At 66.9% G+C, this 17867-nt stretch carries 18 protein-coding genes, 1 tRNA gene and 1 pseudogene; 7 read left to right on the top strand and 13 right to left on the bottom strand.

Going from position 1 to position 17867, the window contains the following annotated elements:
* Nucleotide 1 precedes the first annotated feature (1 nt).
* Nucleotides 2-139, top strand: a complete 138-nt coding sequence (locus AC3WTE_RS29425; protein WP_492442986.1) for a hypothetical protein — start codon at nt 2-4, stop codon at nt 137-139.
* A gap of 175 nt (nt 140-314) precedes the next feature.
* Here AC3WTE_RS29425 and AC3WTE_RS29420 read toward each other — a convergent pair.
* Nucleotides 315-398: transfer RNA gene (locus AC3WTE_RS29420), tRNA-Leu, on the bottom strand.
* Nucleotides 399-635: 237 nt separating this feature from the next.
* Between AC3WTE_RS29420 and AC3WTE_RS29415 the strand changes: the two genes are divergently transcribed.
* Nucleotides 636-1007, top strand: coding sequence for a hypothetical protein (locus AC3WTE_RS29415; protein ID WP_492442985.1), 372 nt, complete (start codon nt 636-638; stop codon nt 1005-1007).
* Entirely contained in the window at nt 1004-1345 is a 342-nt protein-coding gene (locus AC3WTE_RS29410) for a DUF3817 domain-containing protein (RefSeq protein ID WP_459368856.1), read from the top strand. The genes AC3WTE_RS29415 and AC3WTE_RS29410 overlap by 4 nt, the downstream gene beginning before the upstream one ends.
* A gap of 88 nt (nt 1346-1433) precedes the next feature.
* Here the strand turns inward: AC3WTE_RS29410 and AC3WTE_RS29405 are convergent, their stop codons facing one another.
* Nucleotides 1434-2321, bottom strand: a complete 888-nt coding sequence (locus AC3WTE_RS29405; protein WP_492442984.1) for a haloalkane dehalogenase — start codon at nt 2319-2321, stop codon at nt 1434-1436.
* 55 nt (nt 2322-2376) lie between these two features.
* On the opposite strand from AC3WTE_RS29405, the gene AC3WTE_RS29400 reads away from it, so the two are divergent.
* Entirely contained in the window at nt 2377-3054 is a 678-nt protein-coding gene (locus AC3WTE_RS29400; protein ID WP_492442983.1) for a TetR/AcrR family transcriptional regulator, read from the top strand.
* Between the two features lie 62 nt (nt 3055-3116).
* On the opposite strand, the pseudogene AC3WTE_RS29395 reads toward AC3WTE_RS29400, so the two are convergent.
* The 8 genes and pseudogenes from AC3WTE_RS29395 to clpS form a co-directional block, all read right to left on the bottom strand.
* Nucleotides 3117-3947, bottom strand: a pseudogene (locus AC3WTE_RS29395) (type IV toxin-antitoxin system AbiEi family antitoxin); the annotation flags it as partial.
* A 159-nt stretch (nt 3948-4106) separates the two neighbouring features.
* On the bottom strand, nt 4107-4712 hold the full coding sequence (rdgB, locus tag AC3WTE_RS29390) for an RdgB/HAM1 family non-canonical purine NTP pyrophosphatase (protein WP_492442982.1): 606 nt from the start codon (nt 4710-4712) through the stop codon (nt 4107-4109).
* Nucleotides 4705-5487 carry a ribonuclease PH gene (gene rph / locus AC3WTE_RS29385; protein ID WP_459368850.1) on the bottom strand — a complete coding sequence of 261 codons (783 nt, stop codon included), beginning with the start codon at nt 5485-5487 and terminating at the stop codon, nt 4705-4707. Before rph ends, rdgB begins: the two co-directional genes overlap by 8 nt.
* A 39-nt stretch (nt 5488-5526) precedes the next feature.
* A complete protein-coding gene (locus AC3WTE_RS29380) occupies nt 5527-6294 on the bottom strand; it encodes a cyclic nucleotide-degrading phosphodiesterase (protein ID WP_459368849.1) in 768 nt (255 codons plus the stop codon).
* 138 nt (nt 6295-6432) lie between these two features.
* Complete coding sequence (locus tag AC3WTE_RS29375) at nt 6433-7089, bottom strand: rhomboid family intramembrane serine protease (protein WP_492442981.1); 657 nt, start codon at nt 7087-7089, stop codon at nt 6433-6435.
* A 25-nt stretch (nt 7090-7114) separates the two neighbouring features.
* On the bottom strand, nt 7115-8134 hold the full coding sequence (locus AC3WTE_RS29370; protein ID WP_492442980.1) for a P1 family peptidase: 1020 nt from the start codon (nt 8132-8134) through the stop codon (nt 7115-7117).
* Nucleotides 8131-8712, bottom strand: coding sequence for an oxidative stress transcriptional regulator AosR (aosR, locus tag AC3WTE_RS29365; RefSeq protein ID WP_492442979.1), 582 nt, complete (start codon nt 8710-8712; stop codon nt 8131-8133). The genes AC3WTE_RS29370 and aosR overlap by 4 nt, the downstream gene beginning before the upstream one ends.
* A 3-nt stretch (nt 8713-8715) precedes the next feature.
* Nucleotides 8716-9027 (bottom strand): ATP-dependent Clp protease adapter ClpS, encoded by a 312-nt coding sequence (gene clpS / locus AC3WTE_RS29360; RefSeq protein ID WP_492442978.1) that lies wholly within the window; start codon nt 9025-9027, stop codon nt 8716-8718.
* 53 nt (nt 9028-9080) lie between these two features.
* Here clpS and AC3WTE_RS29355 point away from each other — a divergent pair, with 53 nt between their 5' ends.
* Nucleotides 9081-10358 (top strand): nicotinate phosphoribosyltransferase, encoded by a 1278-nt coding sequence (locus tag AC3WTE_RS29355; RefSeq protein ID WP_492442977.1) that lies wholly within the window; start codon nt 9081-9083, stop codon nt 10356-10358.
* On the top strand, nt 10355-12370 hold the full coding sequence (locus AC3WTE_RS29350; protein WP_492442976.1) for an ATP-dependent DNA helicase: 2016 nt from the start codon (nt 10355-10357) through the stop codon (nt 12368-12370). Before AC3WTE_RS29355 ends, AC3WTE_RS29350 begins: the two co-directional genes overlap by 4 nt.
* A gap of 161 nt (nt 12371-12531) precedes the next feature.
* On the opposite strand, the gene AC3WTE_RS29345 is transcribed toward AC3WTE_RS29350, so the two are convergent.
* Entirely contained in the window at nt 12532-12981 is a 450-nt protein-coding gene (locus AC3WTE_RS29345) for a MarR family transcriptional regulator (protein ID WP_492442975.1), read from the bottom strand.
* 102 nt (nt 12982-13083) lie between these two features.
* Here AC3WTE_RS29345 and AC3WTE_RS29340 point away from each other — a divergent pair, with 102 nt between their 5' ends.
* Nucleotides 13084-14298 (top strand): FAD-dependent oxidoreductase, encoded by a 1215-nt coding sequence (locus AC3WTE_RS29340; protein WP_492442974.1) that lies wholly within the window; start codon nt 13084-13086, stop codon nt 14296-14298.
* Here AC3WTE_RS29340 and AC3WTE_RS29335 read toward each other — a convergent pair whose 3' ends face one another.
* On the bottom strand, nt 14299-15144 hold the full coding sequence (locus AC3WTE_RS29335; protein ID WP_492442973.1) for a virginiamycin B lyase family protein: 846 nt from the start codon (nt 15142-15144) through the stop codon (nt 14299-14301).
* Nucleotides 15141-17759 carry an alpha-glucan family phosphorylase gene (gene glgP, locus AC3WTE_RS29330; RefSeq protein ID WP_492442972.1) on the bottom strand — a complete coding sequence of 873 codons (2619 nt, stop codon included), beginning with the start codon at nt 17757-17759 and terminating at the stop codon, nt 15141-15143. Before glgP ends, AC3WTE_RS29335 begins: the two co-directional genes overlap by 4 nt.
* Nucleotides 17760-17867 lie beyond the last annotated feature (108 nt).

Below are 17867 nucleotides of genomic sequence, written 5' to 3'. Positions count from 1 at the left end.
CATGTCCGATAAATCTCCGCGGCAGAGCATGACCAAGAAATCCGGTAAGTCGCTCAAGGAGAAACGTGCGGAAAAGCGCGACAAGTCAGGCCAACCGTCATCGGCGACCGACGGCGTACTGCACTCCAAGAGGCACTGACGCTAATAGCAGTCAGCCAGCCCAACGCTTTCCGTAGTGCGGCAGCCGGGTTCCGGGTGCGGTAGTTTCCGCGGCAGCAGCGCACGGCTGACCTACGCAAAACCCCGGCCCCAACGGCCGGGGTTTTGGTTCACCCGTGACTCGTGGGTAATCCCCACGTGAATCACCTCAACTGTGCGGGCGGTGGGACTCGAACCCACACGTTCTTTCGAACACGGGTACCTAAAACCCGCGCGTCAGCCAATTGCGCCACGCCCGCAGCACTCCGAGGATACCGGTATCGCACAGCCCCGCGTACGACTGTCCGCGGTTGGCGGCTGCGCGCTGGACCAACTCGGCGTCCTTTGGCGACACTCATCGAGAAACAACTCTCGATCTATCGCAAGCCGGCACCGTGCGCCCCGACGAATTCATCGGCCCAACGTATGCATCGAACGTCCGGCGTACTAGCAGGCACGAATCGCAAACCCGAAGTCACGCGCGGTACCGTTACCTTATGTCCACTACACGGCGTAGGAGGCCGGCGCTCATCGTGCTGGTGACCATCGCTGCCCTGGGCTGCATGGCCCTGGCCTGGTGGCAGTGGTCTCGCTTCCAGTCGAGCGCGGGCAGCTTCCAGAACTTGGGCTACGCGCTGCAGTGGCCAATGTTCGGCGCGTTCTGCTTCTACGGCTACTACAAGTTCGTCCGCTACGAGGACGAGGGCCCCGTGGCGCCGGCGACCGACGGGCCCACCCAAATCCCCGAGGGTCTGCTCCCCGAGCGCCCCAAGGCCGCCAAGGACACCGCGGACCCGACCCTCAACGAATACAACGCCTACCTCGCCGAACTGGCCGAGAACGACAAACAGGACAGGACCACCACATGACCGAGTCGCAGCCGACCGCCGTGTCGAAGGACACCATCCGCAAGGCCCTCATCGCCTACCGCGTGATGGCGTGGGCGACCGGTATCTGGCTCATCGCACTCTGCTACGAGCTGGTCGCGCACTACGTCTTCAACGACGTCAGCCTGAACTGGATCGGCATCGTCCACGGCTGGGTGTACTTCATCTACCTGCTGTGCACGTTCAACCTGGCCGTCAAGGTCCGCTGGCCCCTGGGCCAGACCATCGGCACCCTCTTCGCCGGTACGGTCCCGCTGCTCGGCATCATCGTCGAGCACTTCCGCACCGAAGATGTCAAGAAGCGCTTCGACCTCGCCTGATCGCCAAGCCCGGTCGCGACTGTAACCACAGTGCGGAAATCGGGCCCGGAAACCGCCGTGGCGTTACGGTCGCGGCCGCAACAACCCGTCAGCCCAAGTGCTTGAGAACCTCGACGGCCAACTGCTCGCCGCGATCCTCTTGCAGGAAGTGCGACGCACCTTCGATGCGGACCTGCTCGTCGACAGTCGGAATCAGGTCGACGAACGCCTCGCCGGCGCGCGGGTACGGAAACACCGGGTCCTGGTCGGAGAACGCGACCAGCGCCGGCTTCTCCCACCGCGACAGCGCGTCGGTGACCGCCTGCATCTCGGCAGCGCCGGCGGCGTCTTCAGTGATCGGCACCAAGAGCGGGAACTGCGCGGCGGCCGCCTTGGACTCGACGGTGGGGAACGGCGCGTCGTAGGCGGCGACCACCTCGGGTGACAACTCTGTCGTCGTCGCACCCTGAATCACGAAGCCGACGGGCAAGTCAGGGTTGGCCTCCGCGAAGGCACGCCATGCCATGAAGCCCTTCGACACCCGGCCGGTGAACAGCCCGGTGTTGAAAATCGCCAGGGCGCCAACCTGATCCGCGTTCTCCGTCGCCCACCGCAGGCCGATCGGCCCGCCCCAGTCCTGCACGATGGCGGTGGCATCGCTCAGCCCCAGGCCGCCCAGCACCCGCGTCACCAACTCGACGTGCTTGTCATAGCTGTACCACCGGCGGTCGGTCGGCTTGTCCGAGCGGCCGAAGCCCGCATAGTCGGGCACGATCACCCGATGCCCGGCCTCGACGAACGGGCCGATCATCTTGCGGTACAGGAACGCCCACGTCGGCTCGCCGTGGAAGCAGACAATGGGCTGGCCATCGCGCGGCCCCTCGTCGAGGTAGTGCATGCGCAAGCCGTCGATGTCGACGTAGTTCGGGGCGAAGTCGTAGCCCGGCAGATTCTCGAATCGCTCATCGGGGGTACGGAAGACCTCAGGGTTAGTCATGTGGTCAAGCTAGCTATTGTTGACCGACCGGTCAACTACCAATTAGAATCCACAGGTGTCCCGCAATTCCGACGCCCGCGATCGCCTGGTCGCGACGGCTGCCCGACTGTTCCTCGAACGCAGCTACCAAGCCGTCGGGGTCGACGAACTCTGCCGCGCCACCAACATCCGCAAAGGCAGCTTCTACCACTACTTCTCGTCGAAATCCGAGCTGGGAAAAGCCGTTATCGACTTGCACGCCAAGGCATTTCAACGCCAACTCGCCGGCTCCCCCACCGCGACACCGGCCGAGAAGCTGCACGCGGTACCCGACGCGATCGGCGCCATCCAGTCCGCCCTCGAAGCCCAATTCGGCCGGGCCGTGGGCTGCCCGTTCGGCAACTTCGCCGCCGAACTGTCCACCACTGACGACGATCTGCGCGCGCACCTCGCACACACCCTCAAAGCGATGGAACACCATCTGGCGGTCATCGCCACCGAGGCCGCGGCTGCCGGGACCCTACGCCCGGGTACCGATCCGCAGCAGCTCGCGCACGCACTACTGGCGCAGTATCAGGGCATCATCCTGCTGGCCAAGCTGAACGACGCGGGCGTCGCGCATCTCGCGCCCGCGCTGCACGACTTCATCGACGGCTATCTGACCGAACGCAACCCGGTGGCGGCGATTCGGCCTGAAAATCGCCGTGCAGTTGCGTTCGGCGGCGCGGATACACCGTATGACGCCCGCATCTGAGCGGGCCACAGCCGTGCCGCCTCGTCTCGAGGGAAAGACCAGGCGACATCGTCGACCGCACCTCGTGACGCCCTGGCATTGATGAGCCGACGCAGCACCACCCCCGCCGGGTCGTGCGCGGTGACGCGAACAACGAGCCAACCCGCCTCGACCATGCTCTCGATCCTGGCGATGTCCCGGCGAACCGCATCCGGATCGGTGTGGTGCGCACCCTCGTACTCGATCGCGATCCTCAACTCCGTCCACGCGAAATCGGCAACCCCGATCAGCGAACCGTACTCGTTGTAAATCGGGTACTGGCTCTCAGGCTTCGGCAGCCCTGCCCGAATGATCAACAGCCGTAACGCTGTTTCTCTCGGTGATTCGGCTTTCGGGTCGACGAGCGCGATCGTCTTCCGCGCCTGGCGAATACCCCGCTGCCCGCGCTGGCGCCCCGCTGCCACATCAATGTCAGCCACCGGCAGCCGTGCAGCACGCGCCAAAGCGTCAATCGCCGCAACGGCGGCATCCTCGGGAAACTTTCGCGCCAAATCAACCGCGGTACGCAACGGCGAGGTCACCATCATGCCGCCGATGCGATACACCTCATCGTCGGGTGGGACGTCACGCCAGACCACGACACCCCGCTCGGGACGGCTATAGCGGTCACAAATGTAGGCGGGTACCTCCGGCCCGACGAACCTGGCGCCATGCAACGCGGCGGCCGAGAACCCCGCGAGCACGCCCCGGCGTTTGGATCGCAACCATGCCGCTTTGGCCCGCATGATCGCGCTCGGCCTAGTACCTGTCGGCACGTAGACGTCCTTGTGCACGGCGACGAAATTCGTCCGTAGCTGATGACGGGTCAGCCGCCCCGCCGACAGCGCCTCACTCCCGATGAATGGCTCCCCCACCAGGGCAGTGTGCGCAGCAGAGTATGAATCCCGCCAGCAGGAGCAGACTCAGCCTGTGGACAACTCGCCGTCAGTTACCGAACGCAACTGCATGGCGGAAATTGAGCCCAAAAATCGCCGTGCAGTTGCGTTGGACGACGACCAAACATCGGCCCGCCCTCAGGACGCAGCCAACTCCCGCAGCGCCGGTACCAACTGCGCCAGCGCGCGCCCGCGGTGTGACGCCGCGTCCTTCTCGGCAGGCGTCAGCTCCGCGGCCGACACCGAACCACCGGCCGGTACGAAGATCGGGTCATAGCCGAATCCACCGGACCCGCGCGGCTCCCGCGCGATAACGCCGGGCCACTCACCGCGCACCACCACCGAACCCGCGGCGGAAACCAGCGCGCAGCACGACACGAACGCCGCACCGCGACGGTCGTCGGGCACATCCTCGAGCTGCCCGAGCAGCAGCTCCAGATTCGCCCGGTCATCCCCATGGCCGCCGGCCCACCGCGCCGAGAGCACGCCGGGCATGCCGTTCAACGCATCGACCGAAACCCCGGAATCGTCTGCGATGCAAGGAATTCCGGTGGCCTCGAACCCGTCGCGGGCCTTGGCCAACGCGTTCTCCTCGAACGTCGCGCCGGTCTCGGGCGCCTCGGGGTACTCAGGCACATCGGTCAACGACAACAACGTCAGACCGACAACACCCGCGGCATCAAGGACGCGCTGCAGCTCCGCCAGCTTCTTCGCATTGCGCGAAGCGACCAGAAGCTCAGGCACCAAATGCCTTCTTCGCGGGACCCGTCGGCTCGGGCAGCACACCCGGATACGGCAGCTCCAAAGCCTCGCGCTGCAGCGCGAACAACTGGTCGCAGGCAGCCAAAGCCGCGTCCAGAAGCTTGTCCAGCGTCGAGCGCGGGAACGTCGCACCCTCGCCGGTGCCCTGTACCTCGACCAGGGTCCCGGTGTCGGTGGCGACGACGTTCATGTCGACCTCCGCGCGCGAGTCCTCGGTGTACGGCAGGTCCGTGCGGACCCTGCCGTCGACCACACCGACCGACACGGCGGCGATCGCACACGACAGCGGCCGCGGGTCCTTCAACCGTCCGGCCGCAGCCAGGTAGGTGACAGCGTCGGCCAACGCCACATAGGCGCCGGTGATCGCTGCGGTGCGGGTACCGCCGTCGGCCTGCAGCACGTCGCAGTCGATGGCGATGGTGTTCTCGCCCAGGGCACTCAAATCAATGCACGCACGCAGCGAGCGGCCGATCAACCGGCTGATCTCCTGGGTCCGCCCACCGACGCGGCCCTTCACCGACTCGCGGTCGGAACGGTCATGTGTGGCGGCCGGCAGCATCGCGTATTCGGCGGTCAGCCAGCCCAAGCCGGAACCCTTGCGCCAGCGCGGCACGCCTTCGGATACCGAGGCCGTGCACATCACGCGCGTTTCGCCGAACTCCACCAACACCGACCCCGCAGGGTGGTTGGTGAATCCTCGGGTGATCTTTACCGGGCGGAGTTCGTCGTCAAGGCGACCGTCTTCTCGTCGGGACACCCGACAACCCTAGCGGGCCGCCCTGAGCACGGCGGTGACTTACCGGCGGGTGATGTCGAACGACTCGTTGCAGACCACGCCGTGCACGGGTCCGTCGAACTCGGCCTTGGCCTCGCTGATGACGTCCTCGCGCGACGTCCACGGCGGGATGTGGGTCAGCAGCAGCTCTTTGACGCCGGCCTCGCGGGCAGCGCGGCCGGCCTCGGTACCGGACAGGTGCAACTTCGGCGGACGGTCGGGAGAGTCGGTCCACGACGCCTCGCACAGGAACACGTCGGCACCGCGAGCCAGGTCGACCAACGCGTCGCAGTAGCCGGTATCAGCGGAGTAGACGAGCGTCGCGCCGGACGGATCGGTGAAGCGCATGCCGTACGACTCGGTCGGGTGGCAGACCAGGCGGGGCGTCACGGTCAGCGAGCCGATCTCGACGTCCTCGCCGTCCACCCAGACCTTGATGTCGAAGATGTCGGTGATGTCGTCGATCTCGCCGCCCTCGGGTGACGACGCCGCACCGAGCCGGTGCCAGGTGGCCGCCGGCCCGAACATCAGCGCGCGGCCGACCGGCGGATTCGGGTGGTAGCGCCGCCAGACGAACAGCCCGGGCAAGTCCAAACAATGGTCGGCATGCAGATGCGACAGCAATATATTTACCGAACCCGGATCGGCATGACGCTGCAGTGCGCCGAGTACCCCGCCGCCGAAGTCGATAACCATCGGCGTGGTGTCCGGAGCGGTCAGCAGATAGCCCGAGGCCGGAGAATCCGGCCCACCCACGCTGCCGGAGCAACCGAGAATGGTGAGGCGCACACCCCTAGCTTGCCACGCCGACACGCCCTTCGACGAAAAGACGGCACCTTTGGGCGGCCAGTTTCTCGATTACTCGCGAAAGCGATACTCATCACGCTTCCGGCATCACGATGTGCGGCGAATGCCGAATTCAGCAAATCACGTCGGAATCGACGGCAGGGCTGAGCCCTTGCGCCGTTCACGCGCTTCCCGTTCCGGACTGCTCAGCAAATACGCGGCGAGCACACCGGCGAGGCCACCGCACAGATGGCCCTGCCACGACACGCCGAACGTGCCCGGCAGTGCGCCCCACAGCACACCGCCATAGACGAACAGCACCACGACACCGACGACGATCTGCCACGCGTGCCGAGTGAAGAAGCCGAACACGATGAGGAACGTCAGCCAGCCGAAGATCAGCCCAGACGCCCCGATGTGCACTGACTCGACGCCCGGCGGCGCGCCGATGTTGCCGATGAGCCAGGTACCGAAACCGCCGAGAATCCAGATGATCAGAGTGGCCGCGAGGAACCGGCCCATGCCCGCGAGCGTCACCAGGAACCCGAGCACCAAGGCCGGGCCCGTGTTCGCGAGCAGGTGCGCCCAGTCGGCGTGCAGCAGCGGCGCCCACAAGATGCCCCAGAGGCCATCGGTCTCCAGCGGCCGGATGCCGTCCTGATTGAGCTCCTGATGATGCAGCGCATCCCAGCCTTCGATGAGCCACAGCAGCGCGACGAAGCTGACGATCGTGACACCGCCGACCTTCCACGTCGCAGGCGGCTTCGGCTTCGACGGAGTCGTCACCTCGTAGCTCATGCGACCAGGCTACCGACGAACGACGTCAGGCGAAGGCTCCCGGCAGCAGCTCGCGGTAGGTCGGGATATCGGCGATCGACTCCGCGGCCAGCAACCCGACCATTACGGCGGTGGCGAGCGCGTCAGCCGCAGCGGCCCCGATCTCGGAGATCAGTCGCGTCTCGGGATTCATCTGCTCCGGCGTCGCCGGGTCCGGCTCGATGTGGACCCGGCCCGTCGCCAGCGCGAAGACGGTGTCGCCGTCGACGGCGGTATGTGCCGGACGGATCGTGTGGGCCAGTCCGTTGTGCGCGGCGACGGCCACCTTCTTGCAGCCGCCCGGGCTGAGCGCGGCGTCGGTCGCGACGACGGCGATGGTCGTGTTGAGCGGCTTGGGGTCTTTCACCCGGGTCGCATACGCCTCGATCTGGTCGGCCGGTGGCGGCTTCAGACCAAACCGGGCGATCTGGTCCGCCGACCACGGCAGCCCGGTCTGCGGGTCGACGACGTGGCCGGCCGCATTGACGATGACGAGCGCCCCGACGGTGACACCATTGTCGAGCGTGACCGATGCCGTCCCGAGTCCGCCCTTGAGCGCCCCGGCCCGCGCACCCGCGCCCGCGCCGACGTTGCCGGTGGGCACGTCGGTGCCGGCATGGGCGACGGCCTGGTAGCCGAATTCGGCCGTCGGCCGGTTGGCCCACGCGCCGACGGGTAGATCGAAGATCACCGCACCCGGCACGATCGGCACCCGCCCGCCGGGCATCTTCACGCCGCGATCGTGTTCCTCGAGCCAGGTCATGACGCCGTCGGCCGCGGCGAGCCCATAGGCGCTGCCGCCGGTGAGCACGATCGCGTCGACATGCTGCACGCTGTTGGACGGGTCGAGCAGGTCGGTCTCGCGGGTGCCGGGCGCTCCTCCGCGCACGTCGACCGCGCCGATGGTTCCCGGCGGCGCCAGCACGACGGTGGTGCCGGTCGCCCAGCCGCCGCCCAGGGTGGCGTCTTCGATCCGCTGATAGTTGCCGACCAGGATGTCAGGGACGAAGGTGATGGAACCCGTCACCGCTCGTCCAGCAGACTCAGCACCAGATACTCCTGCAGATACGTCAGCCACTGATACACCTCCAGATGCCCCGCCATCGGATGATCCGGCGAAAGACGTTGCGGCCCATCGGGTCCGATGTCGAGCATGGCGCCAAGGGCCAGCCGCACGTCGTTGATCGCGGCCGCCCAGTCCTGCGCCTGCTCTTCTGTCAGTTCGAACTTGCCTGCCGGCTCCGGAAGCGAGTCCAGAAGTTGTTGCGCAGCTTGCCGTTTGGCGTCGATGATGGCCGGCTCGTGCAGGCTGCGCAGCGCGCCGTTGAGGCTCTCACCGGCGGCGCGGCCGTCTGGGTGCTTGGCCGGGTCGTGGTAGAAGTCCGGCAGCAACCGGCGCATGGTGTCGTCGTCGGGGGCCTGCCACGGCCCGATCTTCATGCCGGTCAGTTCGGCGAGTTCGTCACGCGGTGAAGCGGATTCGCGTTCGTCGAGCATCTCGATCAGTGAGCCGACCAAGTTGCGCAGCATGGTGACTTCGTGCGCTTCCAGACCCGACTTGATGCGCACGCCCGACGACGTGGTGACTCGCTTCCACTTGCGCACCGCTCAGCGGTCCTGCTGCATGGTTGCCCACAGCCCGGCTGCGTGCAGTTTGGTGACGTCGACCTCCATCGACTCCCGGCTACCCGTCGAGACGACGGCTTTGCCCTCGGTGTGCACCTGCATCATCAACTCGGTGGCGCGCACCTCGCTGTAACCGAAAAGCTTCTGGAAGACGTAAGTCACGTAGGTCATCAGATTCACCGGGTCGTCCCAGACGATGGTCACCCACGGTCTGTCCAGGCCGGCCACCTCTTCGACGTCAGTCGCGGGGCTTGTCCGCGCGACTACCGTCGACGAGCTGGCACCCAGAACCATGAGCCCAGAATAGCGGGGCAGATGCGCGGTGAAGAACCAGTACGGTGAGGTCTGTGACCGCCGCGTTGCTGACCGACAAATACGAGCTCACCATGCTCGCTGCCGCCCTGCGCGACGGCACGGCGCATCGTCGCGCGTCGTTCGAGGTGTTTGCCAGGAGACTGCCGTTCGGACGCCGATACGGAGTGGTCGCCGGCACCGCGCGGTTCCTTGCAGCGCTCGCCGACTTCCGGTTCGACGACACAGCGCTGGCCTCACTGGACTTTCTCGATGCCGAGACGCTGCGCTGGCTCGCCGACTACGAGTTCCGCGGTGACATCGACGGCTACCCCGAGGGCGAGCTGTACTTCCCCGATTCTCCGGTGCTGTCGATCCACGGCACGTTCGCCGAATGCGTGATTCTCGAGACCCTCGTGCTGTCGATTTTCAATCACGACACCGCGATCGCGTCAGCGGCCGCGCGCATGGTCAGCGCCTCGACCGGCCGGCCGCTCATCGAGATGGGTTCGCGCCGCACTCACGAGCACGCCGCTGTCGCCGCGGCCCGGGCCGCGTACCTCGCCGGGTTCCTCGCCTCCTCGAACCTGGAGGCGCAGCGGACCTACGGCGTCCCCGCGCTGGGCACCAGCGCGCACGCCTTCACCATGGTGCACACCGCGACGAGCGGTCCCGACGAGGTTGCCGCGTTCCGCGCCCAGGTCGACGCGTTGGGCGTCGGGACGACGCTGCTGGTCGACACCTACGACATCACCCAGGGCGTGGCCAACGCCATCGAGGTGGCTGGGCCCGAGCTCGGCGCGGTGCGCATCGACTCCGGCGACCTGGGCGTCATGGCCCGCCAGGTCCGCGACCAACTCGACGCGCTCGGTGCGCGCGGCACCAAGATCGTGGTGTCCGGCGACCTCGACGAATACTCGATCGCCGCGCTGGCCGCCGCACCGGTCGACGTCTACGGCGTCGGCACGTCAGTGGTGACCGGGTCCGGTGCACCAACGGCGTCGATGGTCTACAAACTGGTCGAGGTCGACGGCATGCCGGTGGCAAAACGCAGCAACCGCAAGGAATCTCACGGCGGCCGCAAGGCGGCGCTGCGGTTGGCGAAAGAGTCGGGAACCGTCATCGAAGAGGTGGTATACCCCGCCGATTCACCCCCACCCGACGACGGACGGGTGCTGACGGTTCCGTTGGTGCGGTCCGGTTCGGTCGTGTGCGACTCGTCGCTGGCCGATGCCCGCGCGCGCGTCGCCGCCGGACTGCACAGCCTGCCGTGGGACGGACTCAAGCTCTCCCGCGGTGAACCCGCCATCCCGACCCGACTGGTGGGTGCATGAGCCGCAAGACCAAAGCGACGGACGCTACAAACGTTTCCGGGCTGCTGTCCATCGCGGTATCCGCCCTCGGCGGTGCCGAGCGCAGCGGCCAGATCGAGATGGCCGAAGCCGTCGGCCATGCCTTCGACAAGGGTGAGCACCTGGCGGTTCAGGCCGGCACCGGCACCGGAAAGTCCTTGGCGTACCTGGTGCCATCCATCGCGCACGCCGTCGCATCGAATCAGCCTGTGGTGGTGTCGACCGCGACCATCGCACTGCAGCGCCAGCTTGTGGACCGCGACCTGCCCCGCTTGGCCGACGCCTTGGCTCCGCACCTGCCGCGCCGTCCCGAGTTCGCATTGCTCAAGGGCCGCGGAAACTACCTGTGCCTGAACAAGATTCACAGCGGAGCCTCTGCCGAAGAAGATCTCCCCCAGGAGGAGCTGTTCAACCCTGTCGCCGCGTCGGCGTTGGGCCGGGACGTCAAGCGACTCATCGAATGGTCGTCGGACACCGAGAGCGGTGACCGCGACGAGGTCGTGCCGGGCGTGCTGGACCGCGCCTGGTCGCAGGTCAGCGTCGGCGCCCGGGAGTGCATCGGCGCCACGCGATGCCCTTACGGCACAGACTGTTTCGCCGAGAAGGCCCGCGCCAAGGCGGGTGCGGTCGACGTCATCGTCACCAACCACGCGCTGCTGGCCATCGATGCCATCTCCGAGGTCAATGTTCTACCCGAACACCAGTTGCTGGTGGTCGACGAGGCCCACGAACTGGTCGACCGCGTGACGAGCGTGGCCACCGGCGAGCTGTCCGCAACGTCCATGGCCGTGGCACTCCGACGCGCCGCCCGGCTGGTGGAACCTGAACTGACAGAACGCCTCGAGGCTTCCATCGCCACACTGGGGTCGGCCATCCACGATATGGAGCCCGGACGCATCGACGTGCTCGACGACGAGCTCGCCACCTATCTGACGGTGGTGCGCGATTCGACGGACAAGGTCAAGATGGCCATCGATACCGCACCGTCGGACCCCACCGCCGCGGCTGCCCGCAGCGAGGCCGTCACCGCGCTGACCGATCTCAGCGACACCGCGTCCCGCATCATCGACTCGTTTGTGCCGGCCATCCCCGACCGCTACGACGTGGTGTGGCTGGACCGCGAAGAGTCCAGGGGCTCAGTGCGTTACATCCTGCGAGTAGCTCCGCTGTCGGTGGCCGGGCTACTGCGCGGCCGGCTGTTCGGCGAGGTGACCGCAGTGCTGACGTCGGCGACGCTGACCATTGGCGGCCGCTTCGAATCGATGGCCCGAGCGTGGGGACTGTCGGTGCCCTCAGAAGAGGATGCTTCCACGTCGTCAGCTCCCCGGTGGAAGGGCATGGACGTGGGTTCGCCCTTCTCCCACGCCAAGTCGGGAATTCTGTATGTCGCGAAGCATCTGCCGCCACCGGGACGCGACGCCGCTCCACCGGAGCAGCTCGACGAAATCTACGAGCTGATCACCGCCGCCGGCGGACGTACGCTCGGCCTGTTCTCATCGATGCGCGCCGCCAAGACCGCCGCCGAGATCATGCGTGAACGGCTCGACACCCCGGTGCTGTGCCAGGGTGAGGACTCGACGTCAACGCTGGTGCGCCGCTTCACCGAAGACGCCGAGACGTCGCTGTTCGGCACACTGTCGCTGTGGCAGGGCGTCGACGTGCCGGGACCGTCGCTGTCGCTGGTGATCATCGACCGAATTCCGTTCCCCCGCCCCGACGATCCACTACTGACGGCGCGCCAGCGGGCCATTGCCGCACGCGGCGGCAACGGATTCATGGCGGTGGCGGCATCGCACGCCGCGCTGCTGCTGGCGCAGGGCGCGGGGCGACTGCTGCGCAGCGTCAACGACCGGGGCGTCATCGCGATCCTGGATTCCCGGATGGCGACGGCGCGCTACGGCGGATTCCTGCAGTCGTCGCTGCCGCCCTATTGGTCGACGACCGACCCGGTTCGGGTGCGCAGCGCACTGGAGCGGCTGGCTGCATCCAGCTGACGAGGCTCGTGGGCAGGTACCCCGGGAGCTCCTTCGCCACCCCTTCGCGTCAGGACCTGTCAGCCGAGGCTGACATCGTCAGCACGTGTTGACAAGGTCAGCCCATGTTGACGGGTCTGGACCGCACACGTTGCAGACAGAAGCGACACGCCCGGAGCCGATCACATCCCACGCAGCCGCTCGACATGGTCGCGCTGCAATGCGGCTGCCCGCGTGAGGAACTCGGTGATCAGCTCGAGCTGTTTGGTGCTGTATCGGCTCAGCAAGCTGCGCTCCCCCTCCGCCACCAGCGGGCCGATGAGTTCGAAGGCGCGCTCGCGCGCGGTAGCGGTGGCATGCACCAGCAGTTTGCGCCGATCACTGGGGTGCGCTGAGCGCGTCACATAACCGACCTTCTCCAAGCGGTCGAGCATGGTTGTGGCGCTGCCGGTGGTGAGACCCAGCCGGTCGGCCAACTCCCGCGGGGTCAGACCGTCGGGCGTTTCCTGGATCAGGATCTCGAGACACCGCGCGTCCGTCGCGTTGATGCCGAGCAGCCGCGCGACCTCGCGGTCGAAGTCGTCGACCGCCGCCTGATAGGTCTGGACCGCCGCACCCAGACGGTCCGGCACCGGTTTTTCGCTTGACAATCGAGCGATCTTCCTTCCATTCTATTGCTTGATGATCAAGCTATCTGATTGTCGAGCCATCTGGCGAGATACCGAGGACTACGCATGACCGAAGCACTCATCATCGGCGCCGGAGTGGCCGGCCCGGTCCTGGCCGTCGCGCTACAGCGGGTGGGAATCGACGCGCACGTCTTCGAACGCTCCCCGTCCGGGGCCGACCTCCGCGGCGCCTGGCTGAACTTTCAGGCCAACGGCATGGATGCGCTGCGGGCCGTCGATGCGGCCGGGCCGCTCGAGAACCTTGGCTACCCGAACGACGCCATCAGTTTCATCACCGGCAGCGGTAGAGAGCTGGGCCGAATTCCCATGGCCGCACGGCGCCCGGACGGCCAGCTGTCGGTCATGATGCGTCGCGCCGACCTCTACCGCGAACTCAACGCACTGGCCACCGAACGCGGTGTGCACCATAGCTACGGCACGGAGTTCGTCTCCGCGACAACAGCTTCCGACGGCCGGGTCCGCGTGCAATTCGCCGACGGCAGTACCGCGACCGGCGATCTTCTGGTCGGCTGCGATGGGATTCATTCCGCGGTGCGCCACACCATCGACCCGCACGCTCGCGCGCCCCGCTACGTGCCGGTACTTAACGTCGGGGGTTACATCCCAAACTTCACCGTCGACGTGCCGCCGCGCGAATTCCGGATGCAGTTCGGCACCCGGTGCTTCTTCGCCTGGTTCCCGACCCCGGACGGTGGCACCGTCTGGTTCGCCAACCCACCGATGGCCCGCGAACCCGAACGCGGGGTGTTGTCCGACATGACCGACGCCGACTGGCGAAACTGGCTGCACGAGTTGATGTCCGGCGATACCGGACCCGGCCACGACATCATCGACGCCGCACCTGGTCCGATGATCGGGTGGGCCACCTACGACCTACCGGTGGTCAAGCACTGGCACAACCACCGCAACCAGATCATCATCGGCGACGCCGCCCATGCCACCGCACCGTCGGCAGGCCAAGGCGCGTCGATGTCCGTCGAGGACGCCGTCATTCTCGCGCAGTGCCTGCGCGATTGCCCCGACATCCCAACGGCATTCACGACATTCGAATCGCTGCGCCGCAGCCGGGTGGAGAAGATCGTCCGCCACGGACACCGGTCGGCCAACAGCAAGGCCGCCGGCCCGGTAGGGCGGTTCCTGCGTGACCTGATTCTGCCGGTGGCGTTCCGGCAGGCCGCCAAAGACGACGGCCGCTCGATGATGTGGCTGCAGGGCCACCACATCGAGTTCGACCAAACCGTCCAGCCGGTGCCTGCCTAGTTACACCGGCAGCCGCACCACGAACCCCGACTCCAGCGCCACCCACAGTGCGCCATCACGATCGACGGCCAACCCGTGCGGCTCACTGCCCGGCGGCAGATCGAATGTCGAGACCTCGCCGTCGGCGGTGACCCGGGCGATGGCGTCCGCGCCCCACAGACTCACCCACACGCCGTCGGCCGCATCGGCGACCACCGCGTGCGGCTTGCCCGGCAGGTCCAATTCCTGGATGGCGTCATTCAGCGGGATGCGGCCCAGCTTGTCCGCCCCAATTGCCGTGAACCACACGGCATCGTCGTGGGTGGCGCAGATGCCGACCGGCCCTGCGGACGGCGTCGGAGTCTGCCGGACCGACAGCTTGCCGTCCACCGTCAGTCGCCCGATGGCAGACTTCTGATTCAGTGTGAACCAGAGCGCACCGTCACCGCCTCCGGTGATCATCGACGGCATCCCGCCGGGCGCGGCGACCTGCTCCACGACGCCGTCGGCACCTACGCGACAGACAGTCCCAGCGTCCATGGCGGTGAACCAGACGGCGTCGTCGGGTCCGACTGCGATGCCGAATGGCGCACTGCCCGAATCTAGTTCAACGAACGTCAGGGCACCGTCACCGTTGATCCGGCCCAGCCGGTCGGCGCCGGCACAGGTGAACCACATCGCCCCATCGGAACCCGCGCAGATCTGCATCGGCCGGCTGTCGGCACCGACTTCGAACAGCCGCACGGCACCGCGAGCGTCAACCCGGGCCACCGAACCTGCCGACACCAACGTCACCCACATCGCGCCGTCCGGGCCGGCCGCCAGCGCGTACGGTCCACCATCGACCGCAACAGTCAGTGCACTCACGCCAGCGTGACCAGCCCGAGTTCGTTGTCGGCGGCCAGCAATGCGTTGTGCGGCAACACCCGAACGGTGTACCCGACGGGCCCGGCCACCGGCAGCGGCGTGGTTGCCGAGAAGACTTCGACGCCACCCTCGCCGGAATTCGTGTGCGTCATGGGCACCGTCACCGGGTCCACCAGTTGGTCGCCGGCGTCGACCCGTCCCAGAACCGCTTGCACCACAACTTCGTCGGTGCGCAGACCAGCCAGCTGCACCTTGGCGGTCAGCGACAACTCCGAACCCAGCAGCGGCGTATCGGGCAGCCCGTAGCTGTCGACGTCGGTGATCTGGATCTTCGGCCAGGTCTCGGTCACCCGCTGGCGATAGGCGGCCAGCGACCGGGCCGCACCGAACGGCACGCCGTCGATCGGCTCTATCGTGCGCCGGAACGACTGCGCCGCAGGGCCGTAATACTTCTCGGTGTAGTCGCGCACCATGCGCGACGCCAGCACCTTCGGCCCGAGCGACTGCAAGGTGTGCCGCACCATCTCGACCCATCGCATCGGCACGTCGTGCTCATTGCGCTCGTAGAACTTGGGCGCCACCGAGTGCTGCATCAGGTCGTACAGCGCGGCGGCTTCGAGGTCGTCACGGCGGGTCTCATCGGTGACGCCGTCAGCAGTCGGTATCTCCCAACCGTTTTCGCCGTCGTACCACTCGTCCCACCAGCCGTCGCGGATCGAGAGGTTCAGCCCACCGTTGAGCGCGCTCTTCATGCCCGACGTGCCACACGCTTCCAGCGGACGCAGCGGGTTGTTGAGCCACACATCGCAGCCCCAGTACAGCACGCGGGCCATCGACATGTCGTAGTCCGGCAGGAATGCGATCCGGTGTCGCACCTCGGGCCGGTCGGCGAATTTCACCACCTGCTGGATCAGCGCCTTCCCGCCATCGTCGGCCGGATGCGACTTGCCCGCGACGATCAGCTGCACCGGCCGCGACTCGTCGAGCAGCAGCCTTTCCAGCCGCTCCGGGTCGCGCAGCATCAACGTCAACCGCTTGTACGTGGGCACCCGGCGAGCGAAGCCGATGGTCAACACCGACGGATCGAAAGCCGTTGCGATCCAGCCGAGTTCGGCCTCGGTGGCACCGCGCTCCAGCCACGAACGCCGCAGCCGCGACCGCACATCGGCAATGAGCATCCTGCGCAGCTGCGACCGGATCCACCACAGGTGGCCAGGGTCGACGTCGTGCAGCCGCTGCCACAGGTGCGGCTCCCCCGCCGCCTGGTCGACCGCCTCCATGCCCTCGACGCCGACCAGCTCCCGGCCCAACTCCAGCCACTTCGGCGCCGCCCACGTGGGCGCGTGCACGCCGTTGGTGATCGAGCCGATGGGAACCTCGGCCTGGTCGAAGCCCGGCCACAGTTCGTTGAACATGCCGCGGCTCACCCGGCCGTGCAGCAGCGACACCCCGTTGGCGCGCTGCGCGAGCCGTAAACCCATGTGTGCCATGTTGAATTTGCTCGGGTCGTCCTCGGCACCGAATGCGACCACGCGGTACAGCGGCACCTCGGGCAGCAGCGGTGCAGCGACGGTGTCGTCGAAGTAGCGGCGCACCATCTCCACGGGGAACCGGTCGATGCCCGCCGGCACCGGGGTGTGGGTGGTGAACACGGTCGACGACCTGACCACCGTCAGCGCGGTCTCGAAGTCCAGTCCCGAGCCGCTGATGTACTCCCGAATACGTTCCACGCCAAGGAAACCCGCGTGGCCTTCGTTCATGTGATAGACCTCGGGCGCTTCGATGCCCTCGATCTCGGTGAACGCCCGGATGGCGCGGATGCCACCGATGCCGGCGAGTAGCTCCTGCTTGATCCGGTGTTCCTGGTCGCCGCCGTATAGCCGGTCGGTCACCGACCGCAGCTCATGGTCGTTCTCAGGGATGTCGGAATCGAGCAGCAACAACGGAACTCGCCCGACCTGCGCCACCCACACCCGCGCCCGCAGCACCTGCGACTCCGGCAGGTTCAGGGACACCAGGGTCGGTTGGCCGTCCGCGCCGGTCAACAGCCGCAGCGGCAGACCCTGCGGGTCGAGCGACGGGTAGTTCTCGTGCTGCCAACCGTCGGCCGTCAGCGACTGCTTGAAATAGCCGGACCGGTAGTACAGCCCGACCGCGATCAACGGCAGGCCGAGGTCCGACGCCGACTTGAGATGATCACCCGCGAGGATGCCCAGACCACCGGAGTAGTTGGGCAGGACTTCCGCGACGCCGAACTCCATGGAGAAATAGGCGATGCCCTTCGGCATCGCGGGGCCGCCATCCTCGGCATGGTCGGCCTGCTCCTGGTACCACAGCGGCCGGCTCAGATAGTTGTCCAGATCGGTGGCGCGGTAGTCCACCCGGCCGACGAAGTCGTCGTCGGTCGCCAGTTCGTCGAGGCGCGCGGGGCTGACCGCGCCGAGCAACGCCACCGGGTCGGCGCCAACCTGTTCCCACAGCACCGGATCGATCTCTGCGAACAGCTCCTGAGTGGGCGTGTGCCAGGACCAGCGCAGGTTGATGGACAACCGCTCCAGGGCGGCGAGACGTTCGGGCAGGTGGGCACGGACGGTGAACCGACGGAGGGCTTTCACACAAAAGAACCTTACTGACATTTTTTCCACGTGCAGGGTCAGTTCAGCGACGGCGCACGACGCATCCAGCTGCTCACTGCCCCTGTGGTGTCATCGACTACTACGGTG

It is taken from the genome of Mycobacterium sp. FW102-FHT13B02, assembly GCF_058790275.1.
This window is presented reverse-complemented; position numbering and strand designations above follow the sequence as displayed.

Bases quoted from the DNA above. Each gene is read 5' to 3' on its own strand.
- clpS (WP_492442978.1), bottom strand. From the start codon at position 9,027: ATGGTTCTGGGTGCCAGCTCGTCGACGGTAGTCGCGCGGACAAGCCCC.
- AC3WTE_RS29415 (WP_492442985.1), top strand. From the start codon at position 636: ATGTCCACTACACGGCGTAGGAGGCCGGCGCTCATCGTGCTGGTGACC.
- AC3WTE_RS29340 (WP_492442974.1), top strand. From the start codon at position 13,084: ATGACCGAAGCACTCATCATCGGCGCCGGAGTGGCCGGCCCGGTCCTG.
- AC3WTE_RS29375 (WP_492442981.1), bottom strand. From the start codon at position 7,089: ATGAGCTACGAGGTGACGACTCCGTCGAAGCCGAAGCCGCCTGCGACG.
- AC3WTE_RS29405 (WP_492442984.1), bottom strand. From the start codon at position 2,321: ATGACTAACCCTGAGGTCTTCCGTACCCCCGATGAGCGATTCGAGAAT.
- AC3WTE_RS29350 (WP_492442976.1), top strand. From the start codon at position 10,355: ATGAGCCGCAAGACCAAAGCGACGGACGCTACAAACGTTTCCGGGCTG.
- AC3WTE_RS29410 (WP_459368856.1), top strand. From the start codon at position 1,004: ATGACCGAGTCGCAGCCGACCGCCGTGTCGAAGGACACCATCCGCAAG.
- AC3WTE_RS29425 (WP_492442986.1), top strand. From the start codon at position 2: ATGTCCGATAAATCTCCGCGGCAGAGCATGACCAAGAAATCCGGTAAG.